The 12,996-nt window shown below is 72.5% G+C and carries 9 protein-coding genes; 7 read left to right on the top strand and 2 right to left on the bottom strand.

Annotation, left to right across the window (positions count from 1 at the left end):
• Positions 1–229 precede the first annotated feature (229 nt).
• The gene (locus ACGFT2_RS04045) at positions 230–403 is read left to right on the top strand and encodes a hypothetical protein (protein WP_393273237.1); all 174 of its coding nucleotides are present in this window, start codon (positions 230–232) and stop codon (positions 401–403) included.
• Positions 404–602: 199 nt separating this feature from the next.
• On the opposite strand, the gene ACGFT2_RS04040 is transcribed toward ACGFT2_RS04045, so the two are convergent.
• Both ACGFT2_RS04040 and ACGFT2_RS04035 read right to left on the bottom strand, forming a co-directional pair.
• Positions 603–1,961, bottom strand: a complete 1,359-nt coding sequence (locus tag ACGFT2_RS04040) for an amidase (protein WP_393273235.1) — start codon at positions 1,959–1,961, stop codon at positions 603–605.
• A gap of 270 nt (positions 1,962–2,231) precedes the next feature.
• Complete coding sequence (locus tag ACGFT2_RS04035) at positions 2,232–3,242, bottom strand: LacI family DNA-binding transcriptional regulator (RefSeq protein ID WP_393273870.1); 1,011 nt, start codon at positions 3,240–3,242, stop codon at positions 2,232–2,234.
• A 271-nt stretch (positions 3,243–3,513) separates the two neighbouring features.
• Between ACGFT2_RS04035 and ACGFT2_RS04030 the strand changes: the two genes are divergently transcribed.
• The 6 genes from ACGFT2_RS04030 to ACGFT2_RS04005 are packed head-to-tail and all read left to right on the top strand — an operon-like array spanning position 3,514 to position 12,977.
• Positions 3,514–4,803 (top strand): ABC transporter substrate-binding protein, encoded by a 1,290-nt coding sequence (locus ACGFT2_RS04030; RefSeq protein ID WP_393273233.1) that lies wholly within the window; start codon positions 3,514–3,516, stop codon positions 4,801–4,803.
• Positions 4,804–4,809: 6 nt separating this feature from the next.
• The gene (locus tag ACGFT2_RS04025; RefSeq protein WP_393273232.1) at positions 4,810–5,706 is read left to right on the top strand and encodes a carbohydrate ABC transporter permease; all 897 of its coding nucleotides are present in this window, start codon (positions 4,810–4,812) and stop codon (positions 5,704–5,706) included.
• Positions 5,703–6,614, top strand: a complete 912-nt coding sequence (locus tag ACGFT2_RS04020) for a carbohydrate ABC transporter permease (RefSeq protein ID WP_393273230.1) — start codon at positions 5,703–5,705, stop codon at positions 6,612–6,614. Before ACGFT2_RS04025 ends, ACGFT2_RS04020 begins: the two co-directional genes overlap by 4 nt.
• A 28-nt stretch (positions 6,615–6,642) precedes the next feature.
• Positions 6,643–7,899: a glycosyl hydrolase gene (locus tag ACGFT2_RS04015; RefSeq protein WP_393273228.1), complete on the top strand. Its 1,257-nt coding sequence runs from the start codon at positions 6,643–6,645 to the stop codon at positions 7,897–7,899.
• Complete coding sequence (locus ACGFT2_RS04010) at positions 7,896–9,926, top strand: endo-beta-N-acetylglucosaminidase (protein ID WP_393273226.1); 2,031 nt, start codon at positions 7,896–7,898, stop codon at positions 9,924–9,926. The genes ACGFT2_RS04015 and ACGFT2_RS04010 overlap by 4 nt, the downstream gene beginning before the upstream one ends.
• Before the next feature lie 30 nt (positions 9,927–9,956).
• Positions 9,957–12,977, top strand: a complete 3,021-nt coding sequence (locus ACGFT2_RS04005) for an alpha-mannosidase (protein ID WP_393273224.1) — start codon at positions 9,957–9,959, stop codon at positions 12,975–12,977.
• Positions 12,978–12,996 lie beyond the last annotated feature (19 nt).

Genomic DNA, 12,996 nt, shown 5'->3' with positions numbered 1-12,996 from the left:
CGGGCCCCCGCTCATTTGGTTAACCTGGAGTGGACGGACAGCAGCACGGGGTCCCACCCACACCCATCGTCCGTCCTGGGGCGAGCCGGTCACCACGGCCTGCTCTGACGAGTGACCGGCGCCACCGCGTCCGAACTGGCCTTCCATCCAGACCCGAGCGGGCGACAAGTGCCGGAGCGCAGACTGTCCGGTATGCCCCGAGGGTGACCCGACACATAAGGAGTGCGCGGTGACACCGGAGAAGACGAATCGCGACGAACGCCCCAAGGAACGCGCGGAGCGCGCCGGCCGGCGGCCCGGAGAACTGGGCAGCCTCGACGTGTGGGCCCGGTCCGCTCCCATCCGCCTCGCGGGCTACGAGGAAGACCTCGCCGAACCGCACATCCTTCCCAGCGTGGACTGACGCGCGACGGGAACCGTCGCGATCGCCGGTGGCATGGGCGTGACAGGCTCGCGCCCATGCGGAGCAGAGCGGCCGCGGCCGGTCACCGGCCGCGGCCCCGGGCTTTCCGGCGCCGCATCGCCGCTGCCGGCACCCTGCGCCCCACCCCGCCCGGCAGTGCGGCGGGGAGTGACTTCGCGTACCTGAGGTGACTATCGGGTCACTGAACGTACTGATCCTCCATCGGTGCCGTCCGCTGCCACGGGTGCAGGCGCTCCAGCTCCTGAGCCAGATCCAGCAGGGCCGCCTCCGTGCCGGGGCGGCCGACCAGCTGCACGGCGCAGGGGGCGCCCGAGGGCAGGGCACCGAAGGGCACGGACATCGCGGGCCAGCCCGTCAGGTTCCACGGCGGGGTGAACGGCGAGTAGGCGGTGTTCGCGAGGACATTGCGCAGCCAGCCGCGCTCGTGCCACGGGCCCGCGGCGGGGGAGCGCCGCGCCAGTGCCGGGGTGAGCAGGACGTCGTACTCGGCGAAGAAGGGCTCCAGCCGGGCGCGCAGGCGTTCACGGCCGCCACCGGAGCGTACCGAGCGCACGAAACGCCGGCCCACCGCCGCGTGCACCCGGGTCCGCCGGGCCAGCCGTGCCGGGTCCAGGCCCTCGGCGTCCACCGCCGTCCCCGCCGTCCAGTGCCGCAACGAGGTCACACCCAGGGAGAGCGGGTAGGGCGGCTCGGCCCGCCGTACCCGGTGCCCGGCCCGGGACAGCAGCCCGGCCGCCTGCCGGACCGCGGTCGTATACGGTTCGCTCACGCTCACCCCGGCCAGCGGGCTGCGTACGGCGGCGGCGATCCTTCTGCGCGGCGGCTCCGCCGCCCGGTCCGGTCCGGTGCCGGCGAGGACGCCGTACATCAGCCGCAGGTCCTCGACCGTGGTGGCCAGCGGACCGTTCTCCGACATGCCGAACCAGTCGCCGTTGCCGATCCCCGCCGGCACCACCCCGTGCCCCGGCTTCAGGGTGACCAGCCCGCAGTTCGCGGCCGGGATGCGCAGCGAACCCATGCCGTCGTTGCCGAGCGCGATCGGCACGAGCCCCGCGGCCACCGCGGCCGCGCTGCCGCCGGAGGAGCCGCCCGCGGTCCGGGACGGGTCCCACGGATTGCGGGCGATGCCGTAGACGCCCTCCGTGGTGCCGAAGACGCACAGCTCGGGCACGTTCGTCAGGCCCACCACCACCGCGCCGGCCGCCCGCAGCCGGGCCACCGTGACGTGGTCCTCGGCCGCCGGCGCGTCCGGTGTGGCGAGGGTGCCGTCGCGGTGGGCCTCGCCGCGCACCGCGAGGTTGTCCTTCACGGCCACCGGCACGCCCGCGAGCGGCAGTCCGGCCAGATCGGCACGCGCGGCCACCTCGTCGGCCTCGGCGAGCGCGGCCTCCGTGCGGACCTTCCGGAACGACTCGATCCGTCCGTCGAGCCGCTCGATCCGTGCGAGGTGCTCGGCCACCACCTCCCGTGGCGTGACCTCCTTCGCGCGTACGGCGGCGGCGATGTCGGACGCGGTGCGGCCGGCCCAGCTGTTCAATGGCACTCCTCGGCTAGTCATCGACTCCGCTCGGCCGGTCGGCGGCTCCGCTCGGCCGGTCATCGGCTCCGCCGGCCGTTCGCCGGCCCTGCGCCGGTCGGTGAACCGGCTGCCCGCCGGCAGGAATTCAGGACGCGCCCGGAGTCGCGCGTCAAGATGCGTAGGGAGAACTGTGCACGCCCGGACCGGGTTCGTCGAGAGGCCGCTTCCGGGCCGGCGGTCCGCCGCACGGTCCGCCGCGAAGAGGACTCGGCGCCGTGCCGCCGCGCCTCAACCGGAGCGCGCGGGGCCCGTGCTGTCGCGTTCGATCAGGCGGGGGACCGGCACCCGCACGGCCCGGGCCGGTCCACCGTCCAGCAACGCCAGCAGCTCCCTCGCCGCCGTGACGCCGAACTCCACGCTGTCCCGGGACAGTGCGGACAGCCACGGCTTGACGATCCGGCACAGCGCCGAGTCCTCCCAGGCCACCACCGACAGATCGGCCGGCACCCGGAAGCCCAGGTCTGCCGCGGCGGCCACGCCGGCGACGGCCATCACGTCGTTGTCGTAGACGAGGGCCGTCGGGGGAGTGGGGCCGTGCAGGACCCTCCGGGTGACGGCGGCCGCCGCCACGTCGGAGTAGTCGGTCGTCACCGACTCCACCTCGGAAAGGCCGCGCCGCCGGGCCTCAGCGCGCAGGGTGCGGATGCGGCGCCGGGTGTGCGCGAGGTCCGGCAGGCCGGCGATGTGCACGATCCGGCGGTGGCCCAGGGCGGTCAGTTCGTCCACGACCGCGGCCATCGCGCCCGCGTCGTCCGCCCACACGGTGGACAGCCCGGCGTGCCGCTCGTCCGGTGCGCCGCCGATCACCACGGCCGGCAGGCCGAGTTCGTCCAGCAGATCGGGACGCGGGTCCTCGGCCCGCGGGTCGGCGACCAGGACGCCGTCCACCCGGTGCTCCGCCCACCAGCGCCGGTACACCCCGCACTCCTCGGTCACGTCCCGCGCCACCTGGAAGAGGAGACCGAGATGGCGCTCGGCGAGCACCTCCTGGATCCCGGAGACGAGTTGCAGGAAGAAGGAGTCGACCCCCAGCGTGTCCGGGGGGCGGGCCAGGACGAAGCCGACCGTGGCCGCCCCCTCGCCGGACAGGGCGCGGGCCGCCGTGCTCGGACGCCAGCCCAGCTGCTCGGCCACCCGGTGGACCCGGGCCCGGGTGATCTCGGAGACCCCGGGACGGCCGTTCAGGGCGAACGACACCGCGCTCTCGGAGACTCCGGCGCGGCGCGCGATGTCCTTCATGGTGGGCCGGCGCGCCGGTGATCGCCTCTCCGTCACCGCGGTGCTCCTCTTTCGACGGGTGTGGTTCGGCCAACAGCTAATGCGCTTGAGTGGCTGCACTCTAAAGCGCATTAGCGATCGATGGCAATGGTCGCCACGGACCGTACTGAGCAGGGGTTTTGCGTCACTAATGTCTTTAGCCGAGTCGAATCCATTGACTCTTGCGGGAATCGGCGTGCAAGGTCTGGCCCGGCACCTTCGCCACATCCCCCTGCAAAGGAGCCCAGCCACCGTGCGCATCTCCCGCAGATCCTTCGCCGCCGCTGCCGTCGCCCTCCTGCTGCCGCTGAGCGCCTGCGGCTCCGGCGGTGACGACGGCGGTTCGACCGACGCCTCGGGCAAGGTCGAGGGCGACATCAGCTTCCAGACCTGGAACCTGCGCGCCAACTTCAAGCCGTACTTCGAGGGCCTGATCGCCGACTTCGAGAAGAGGTACCCCGGGACCCACGTGAAGTGGATCGACCAGCCCGCCGAGGGCTACGCCGACAAGATCAGTGCCGACGCGGCCGGCGGCACCCTGCCCGACGTCGTCAACGTCTCGCCCGACCTGGTCGCCCCGCTCGCCCGGGCCGGACTCGCCATGGACCTCGGCAAGGCCGCCGCGAAGTACCGGACCGAGTACCTGGACGGGGCCTGGAAGAGCCATCAGGTGCCGGGCCTCAGCGGCACGTACGCCTTTCCCTGGTACCTGAACACCGGCCCCCTCTTCTACAACAAGTCCCTGTTCGAGAAGGCCGGACTCGACCCCGGCAAGCCTCCGGCGACCTACGACGAACTGTTCGCCGACGCCCTGCAGATGGCCCGGAAGTCCGGCGGGAAGGTCGCCACGCTCGCCAACGTCCCCACCATCGAGGACTTCGGGCGCTACGGCGTACGGCTGATGAACAAGGAGGGGACCGGGTTCGCCTTCGACGACGCCAAGGGAGTCGAACTCCTCGGCAGGTACAAGGAGCTGTACGACGCCGGGGCGCTCGATCCGCAGGCCCTGACCGCGACCCCGGAGTCGTCCGGGAAGAAGTTCCTCACCGGAGCCGTCGCCATGAACCCCGGCAGCGCCCTGGACCTCGGCAACTTCAGGAAGCAGGCGCCCGAGCTGTACAGGAACATCGGGATCACCGACCAGATCACCAGCACCGGACACGTCAACATGTACGTGATGGGCGTCATGGTCAACTCCCGCACCAGGCACACCCCGGCCGCGGTCGCCTTCGCGCACTTCGTCACCGATGCGCGCAACCAGATGTCCTTCGCCAGGAAGGTCGCCATCTTCCCGAGCACCGCGGGCTCCCTCGACGACCCCTACTTCACCGAACAGGACGGCACCGACGAGACCCGGGTACGCGTCGCCGCGGCCAAATCGCTGAAGAGCGCGGCCAATTACACGCCCGTCCTGTTCAGCGAGCAGATGAAGACCGCACTGCGCAACGAGGTGGCCAAGGCCCTGCAGGGCAAGGAGAGCCCCGAGGCGGCCCTGGACAACGCTGTCAGGGCCTGCGACCGGCTCCTGAAGCAGCAGGGCTGACCCCGCATGGCCACTCCCACCGCACCGACCCGCATACGTCGGCAACTACCCAGCAGCCCCTGGCTGTTCGCCGCCCCCGGACTGCTGGTCACCGGCGCCTTCGTGCTCTACCCGTTCACGGCGACGGTGGTGAACTCCTTCACCGACCGCCGCACCCTGATCCCGGGCCGCTTCGTCGGACTCGCCAACTACCGCGAGCTGCTCCACGACGACATGTTCTGGACGGGCCTGCGCAACAGTGCGCTGTACATCGCCGGTGTCGTCCCGGCCCTGGTGGTCCTGCCGTTGCTGCTCGCGCTGCTGGTGCGGAAGAACATCCCCGGCATCACCTTCTTCCGTGCCGCCTTCTACACCCCGGTCGTCGCCTCCATCGTGGTCGTCGGGCTGATCTGGGTGTGGCTGCTGGACGAGCGCGGCCTGGTCAACTCCCTGCTGGAGGCCGTGGGCGTCGGGCGAGTCGGCTTCCTCAGCGACCAGTGGCTGCTCCTGCTGAGCGCCATGACGGTGACGGTGTGGAAGGGCCTCGGCTACTACATGATCGTTTACTTGGCGGCCCTCGCGAACGTACCGCGCGAACTGCACGAGGCCGCCGCCGTGGACGGCGCGGGCGCGGTCCGCCGCTTCCTCACCGTCACGGTGCCCGCCGTGCGATCCACCATGGTGCTGGTCGCGGCGCTCTCCTCGGTCGCCGCGTTCAAGGTCTTCTCCGAGGTCTACCTGATGGCCGGCCCGAGCGGCGGCCCGGCCGGCGAGGACACCACTCTCGTCATGCTCGTCCAGCGCACCGGCACCGGCCTGACCGGCCGCGTCGGCTACGCCTCCGCCCTGTCGGTGGTCGTGTTCACGGTCACCGTCGCGCTGATGCTGCTCGTGCTGCGAGCCGACCGGAGGGAGGAGACGTGAGCGTCCTCGAAAAGACCCGCAGCGTACGGCCGGAGCCGCCGGCCGCCCCCCGGAAACCCCGCGTCACCGACGAGCACGGGCGACGCGTCCGTCCCCTCGAACTGGTCCTGCGCTACCTGCTCCTGCTCGCCGTCCTGGCGATCACCGTCGGCCCGTTCCTCTGGCAGTTGTCCACGTCCCTCAAGGGGCCCACCGAGAACATCTTCAGCTCGCCGCCGACGTTCCTGCCCGGCCACCCGACCCTGCACAACTACGAGCGGGTCGCGCAGACCATCCCCGTCTGGGACTACGCCCTCAACTCCCTGCAGGTGGCGGCCGCGAGCGTGGTGACCAACTGCGTGGGTTCGGCACTCGCCGGGTACGCGCTGGCCCGGCTGCACTACCGCGGCCGGCGGGTGGCCACGCTCGTCTTCGTCCTGGCGATGCTCGTGCCCGTCGAGGGCATCATCATCGCCCAGTTCACGACCATGCGGGAACTCGGCCTGAACAACACGCTGATCGGCGTCGCACTGCCCGGCGCCATCGGCGCGATGAACGTGCTGCTGATGCGCAACGCCTTCCGCAGCCTGCCCTACGAGATCGAGGAAGCCGCCTACGTCGACGGCGCCGACGTCTGGCAGCGGTTCTGGCGCATCGCCCTGCCGTCGGTGCGGGGCACCCTCGCCGTCGTCGCGATCTTCGCCTTCATGGGTGCCTGGGACGACTTCCTGTGGCCGCTGATCGTGCTCAGCGACCCGTCCAAGTTCACCCTGACCATCGGCCTCAACTACCTGCACGGCACCTTCGCGAACGACGAACGCCTCGTCGCCGCCGGCACCGTGATCGCCGTGGCGCCGCTCATCGCCCTCTTCGCCTGCCTGCAGCGCTACTTCTTCCGCGGGGTCGGCGAGGGTGCCGTCAAGGGCTGATCCCCGCAACCGAGGAGCAAGGACACCCATGTCCCCTGCCGTGCGCTTCGGCGTCAACTACACGCCCAGTGAGGGGTGGTTCCACCACTGGCTCGACTTCGACCTCGACTCCGTGCGCGCCGACCTCGACGCGGTCGCCGCGCTCGGCCTCGACCACATCCGGGTCTTCCCGCTGTGGCCGTACTTCCAGCCCAACCGCACCCTGATCCGTGCCGGCGCCGTCGACCGGCTCGTGGCCCTCGCCGACGCGGCCGCCGAACGCGGACTCGACGTCAACGTCGACGGTCTGCAGGGACACCTGAGCAGCTTCGACTTCCTGCCCGCCTGGACGCGCACCTGGCACCGGCGCAACCTCTTCACCGCCCCCGACGTCGTCGACGGGCAGGCCGCCTATCTGCGCACCCTGGCCGCCGCCCTGGCCGGCCGGCCCAACTTCATCGGCATGACCGTCGGCAACGAGGTGAACCAGTTCGCCGCCGGACCCCACCCGGACCCCGACCGGATCACGGCCGAGGACGCCGGCCGATGGCTGACGCGGATGCTGGCCGCCTGCGCCGACGGCGCTCCCGGACGACTGCACCTGCACGCGTCCTACGACGCCGCCTGGTACCAGGACGACCAGCCCTTCACACCCGGCCACTCGGCCCGCCTTGGCGCCGTCACCGCCGTGCACTCCTGGGTCTTCAACGGCACCGCCCAGCGTTACGGCCGCACCTCCGTGCAGAGCGAGCACCACGCCGCCTATCTGGTCGAACTGAGCAAAGCCTGGGCCGAGGAGCCGCACCGGCCCGTATGGCTCCAGGAGGTCGGCGCGCCCGCGCCCCTCGTGCCCGCCGAACACGCGGCCGCCTTCACCGAGGCGACCGTCGCGAACGCCCTCGACTGCCCCGGCTTGTGGGGCATCACCTGGTGGTGCTCGCACGACGTCTCCCGCGACCTCGCCGACTTCCCCGAACTCGAGTACTCCCTCGGCCTGCTGACCAACGACCGGCGGCCGAAGGACATCGCCCGGGTGCTCGCCGCGGCGGCCCGCGAACCGCACCGGACGGCCCCGGCGCGCACCACGGCCCTCGTCGTGCCCGCCGATCCGGCCCGCCGCTCCCGCTGCGCCCCCGGCGGTCCCGTCTTCGAGGCGTTCTTCCGGCTCGTCGCCGACGGCGCCCGTCCCGCCACCGTGCTGGACACCCGCGCCGGCGACCGGGAACACCTCGCCGCCCGCGGCATCACCGAAGTCGTCACTCCCGACCAGGTACTCCCCACCCCACAAGGAGGCACCCGCTCGTGAACCCCAGCAGACGCACCGTCCTGATCGCAGGCACCGCGGCGGCCCTGCTCCCGGCCGCCCCCGCCGCGGCCGCGGCCCGCCCGAGGGCCACCGCCACCCCGCCGTACGCCTCCTACTGGTACCCGGACTCCGTCCCGGCGGGCAGCCCGGGCACCGGCATCACCTGGCGCAGCCTGAAGACCTGGCGTGCGGCCGACGACGCCGACCTCGCCTTCAACGCGGCGTCCGTGCCGCTCGCCCCCCGTTTCACACCGACCCCGGCCAACACCACGGCACGCCCGGGCCAGGCCCGCGTCCAGGCCCTGGTCTCCTTCGGGCCCACCTCGTCCAACCCCGCCCAGGGCTCGGCCACCGCCGACTACTACGCCCTCACCCACTGGGCGTACCTCGACGAACTGGTCTTCTGGGGCGGCTCGGCCGGGGAGGGCCTGATCCTGGCCCCCAACGCACCGATCGTGGACGCGGCCCACCGGCACGGCGTGCCCGTCCTCGGCAACATCTTCCTGCCGCCCACCGCCTACGGAGGCCGGCTGGAGTGGACCCGCGACCTCGTGCAGAAGGACGCCACCGGGCACCACCCGCTCGCCGCCCAGCTCGTGGCGGTCGCGGCGGCCCACGGCTTCGACGGCTGGTTCCTGAACGCCGAGACGGGCGGCGGCGACACGGCCCTGGGCACGGCCATGCTCGGTTTCGTCGAGGAGCTGAAGTCGCTGGCGGCGGCCGCGCGACAGCGGGTGACCTGGTACGACGCGATGACCGTGAACGGCACGGTCAGCTGGCAGGGCGCCCTGAACAGACAGAACCAGGCCTTCTTCCAGGCCGCGGACGACATGTTCGTGGATTTCCGGTGGAGCGCGAACACGCTGGCGGCCTCCGCGATCAGGGCCGGGCAACTGGGCCGCGACCGCTACGAACTGTGGGCCGGCGTCGACGTCGAGTCCAACGGTTCGAACGCGACGGTCGACTGGGACGCCATCGTGCCGGCGGCGAAGGCGCACGTCACCTCGATCGGCTTCTACCGGCCGGAGTGGACCCGCAACCACCTGCCCGCCGACCGGCGCGCCCCCGAGGACTTCCACGCCGCCGACGACCGGTTCTGGAGCGGACGGTCGCTCGATCCGTCCCGGCCCGACGGCGCCGACCCGTGGCGGGCGCCCGCGCTGTCGGTGGCCGACCGCTCGACGGTCAGCGCGCTGCCGTTCGCGAGCGTGTTCAACACCGGGCACGGACTGCGCTGGTACGAGGACGGGGCCGTCACGTCGGACGCGCCCTGGAACCACCTCGGGTTGCAGGACCGGCTGCCGTCCCGGCGGTGGGTGGTGCGCACGGCGGGGGAGCGGCCGGCGGTCTCCTTCGACTTCGCCGACGCCTGGCGCGGCGGCAGCAGCGTGCTGGTGGCCGGTGGACTCGATCGGCCCGCCGTGCTGGACCTGTACGCGACCCGGCTGCCGATCGGTGTGGACACGGTCGTCGAGCTGACGTACCGGACCGAGGCCGGGAGCGTTGACGTCGAACTCGCGGTGGCGACCGCGGAACCGGGCGGGGCCGGAGCGACCCCGCCGTACCGGTATCTGCCGGTGCGGCCGGGCGTCCGGGGCGCACGGGTGCGCACGGGCGGCGGCTGGCGGACGGCGACCCTGCCGCTCACCGGGCTGTCCGGGACCGCCCATGCCCTCGGCGTCCGGCTCACCGCCACCGAGGGCCCGGTGCGCTGGCGGCTGGGCGCGCTCGCCGTCCGTGACGCGGTCACCACACCGGCCGCCCCCTCCGGCGCCCGCGTCACCGCGGCGAACGGCGGCGACCTGCGCCTCGCCTGGAACGCCGCCCCCGGCACCGTCCGCCACTACACCCTCCACCGCCTCCTCCCCGACGGCACCCGCCGCTTCCTCGGCGCCACCGGCCAGCGCGCCTTCTTCCTCGGCGGCCTGCGGGCCGAGCAGGGCGAGACGGCCGCACGGTTCGAACTGCACGCCGTGGGGGAGCTCTACAACGCCTCGACCCCCGTGACCGTCACCCACCCCTGGTGATCACCCGGAACCCCGCAGGGAGCACCCCGCATGCATGACGACCGCACTCTCGTGGAAGCCCGCCTCAGGCGCGTCCTCGACGAACGCATCCGCCCCGCCGTGTACCCCGAGTCCGTGCCGCTTCAGGTCGCGGTCTGGCACGCGCCCGGCGAACCCGTGCCGGTCGCGGAGGGCCTCGCCGCCGAGCCGGAGCCGATCGAGGTGGGCGCCCGGTGGGGCGCTCCCTGGGGCACCAGCTGGTTCCGGGTGACCGGGACCGTGCCCGAGGCGTGGGCCGGGCGCACCGTCGAGGCCCTGCTCGACCTCGGCTTCGACGAGAACATGCCCGGCTTCCAGTGCGAGGGCCTGGTCTACCGGCCCGACGGCTCCCCGGTGAAGGGCCTGAACCCGCGCAACCAGTGGGTGCGCGTCGGCGCCCCGGCCGAGGGCGGTGAGGAGGTGTGCCTGCACATCGAGGCCGCCTCCAACCCGGTCATCCTCGACTACCACCCCTTCCGGCCCACTCCGCTCGGCGACAAGGCCACCGCCGGGCACGAACCGCAGTACACGCTCACCCGCATGGATCTCGCCGTCTTCGACGAGACCGTGTGGCAGCTGGTGCTGGACCTGGAGGTGCTCGGCGAGCTGATGGCCGAACTGCCCGTCGACTCCGCGCGCCGCTGGGACGTCCTGCGGGCGGTCGAGCGGGCCCTGGACGCCGTCGACCTGCAGGACGTGGGCGGCACGGCGGACCGGGCGCGGGGCCTGCTGACGGAGGTGCTGGCCGCTCCCGCCGTGCCGTCCGCGCACCGGATCAGCGCCGTCGGTCACGCGCACATCGACTCGGCGTGGCTGTGGCCGCTGCGCGAGACCGTGCGCAAGGTGGCCCGTACGACGTCCAACATGACCGCCCTCATCGACGACGAACCTGAGTTCGTCTTCGCCATGTCCCAGGCCCAGCAGTGGGCCTGGGTGAAGGAGCACCGGCCCGAGGTGTGGGCGCGGGTGAAGAAGGCCGTGGCGGAGGGCCGGTTCGTGCCGGCCGGCGGCATGTGGGTCGAGTCGGACACCAACATGCCCGGCTCGGAGGCGATGGCCCGCCAGTTCGTGCACGGCAAGCGGTTCTTCCTCGACGAGTTCGGCATCGAGAACGAGGAGGCCTGGCTGCCCGACACCTTCGGCTTCGCCGCCGGCCTGCCGCAGATCATCAAGGCGGCCGGCTCCAAGTGGCTGCTGACCCAGAAGATCTCCTGGTCGCAGACGAACAGCTTCCCCCACCACACCTTCCGGTGGGAGGGCATCGACGGCACCCGGATCTTCACGCACTTCCCGCCCGTCGACACCTACAACTGCTCCATGAAGGGCGGCGAGATCGCCCACGCGGCCAGGAACTTCAAGGACATGGGCCGGGCCAGGCACTCGCTCGCGCCCACCGGCTGGGGCGACGGGGGTGGCGGCACGACCCGCGAGATGGTCGCCAAGGCGGCCCGGATGCGCGACCTCGAAGGCTCGGCGACCGTCGCCTGGGAGACGCCGCGCGCGTTCTTCGAGAAGGCCGAGGCCGAGTACCCCGAGCCGCCCGTCTGGGTCGGCGAGCTGTACCTCGAACTGCACCGCGCGACCCTCACCAGCCAGGCCAGGACCAAGCAGGGCAACCGGCGCAGCGAACACCTGCTGCGCGAGGCCGAGTTGTGGGCGGCCACCGCCGCCGTCCGCGCCGGGTTCCGCTATCCGTACGAGGACCTCGACCGGATCTGGAAGACGGTCCTGCTGCACCAGTTCCACGACATCCTGCCCGGCTCGTCCATCGCCTGGGTGCACCGGGAGGCCCGGGCGACGTACGAGCGGCTCGCCGGCGAGCTGACCGCCGTCGTCGAGGCCGCCCAGCGGGCGCTGGCCGGGCAGGGCACGACCCCGCTGCTCTTCAACGCCGCCCCGCACCCCCGCCACGGTGTCCCCGCGGGCGGAGCCGGCCCCTGGGAGGTGCCCGGCCGGACGACCCTCACGCCCGGCCCGGACGGCGGTCACGTCCTGGACAACGGACTGCTGCGGATCACCGTGGACGGCCGGGGTCTGGTCGTCTCGGCGTACGACCCCGCGGCCGACCGCGAGTCGATCGCCCCCGGCACGGCCGCCAACCTTCTCCAGCTCCACCCGGACTTCCCGAACATGTGGGACGCCTGGGACGTCGACTCCTTCTACCGCAACACCGTCACCGACCTCACGGAGGCCGAATCGGTCACGGCCGGCGAGGACGGCGCCTCGGTACGGATCGCCCGCTCCTTCGGCGACTCCCGGGTCACCCAGGTGCTGTCGCTGCCGCCGGGGGAACGGCGGCTGCTCATCGACACCGAGGTGGACTGGCACGAGACGGAGAAGTTCCTGAAGCTGGCGTTCCCGCTCGACCTGCACGCCGAAAGGTACGCCTCCGAGACCCAGTTCGGGCACGTCTTCCGCCCCACCCACACCAACACCTCATGGGAGGCGGCCAAGTTCGAGGCCTGCAACCACCGCTTCCTCCATCTTGCGGAGCCCGGCTGGGGCGTCGCGGTGGTCAACGACTCGACGTACGGGCACGACGTGACCCGGACCGTGCGGGCCGGAGGCGACCGCGGTACGACCACCACGGTCCGGGTGTCCCTGCTGCGCGCCCCGCGCTTCCCCGACCCGGAGACCGACCAGGGCGTGCACCGCTTCCGGCACGCCCTGGTCACCGGCGCCTCGATCGCCGACGCGGTGCGCGAGGGCTGGCGGATCAACCTGCCGGAACGGCGGACCACCGGAGCCGCGGCGGTGGCACCGCTGATCACCGTCGACGACGAGGCGGTGGTGGTCACGGCGGTGAAGCTCGCCGACGACGGCAGCGGCGACGTGGTGGTCCGCTTCCACGAGGCTCGGGGAGGCCGGGCCCGGGCCACCCTCACCGCCGGTTTCGAGGTCGCGGAGGCCACCGTGACGGATCTGCTGGAACGGCCGGGCGGCGACGGGGAGCCGCCCGTTCGCGACGGCGACCGCATCACGGTGCGGCTGCGCCCGTTCGAGCTGATGACCCTACGGCTGAGCCGGGTCTGACCACGAGACCGCGCCCGGC

Origin of the sequence: Streptomyces sp. NPDC048514, assembly GCF_043199955.1 — a bacterium.
Classification (GTDB): Bacteria; Actinomycetota; Actinomycetes; order Streptomycetales; family Streptomycetaceae; genus Streptomyces.
This window is presented reverse-complemented; position numbering and strand designations above follow the sequence as displayed.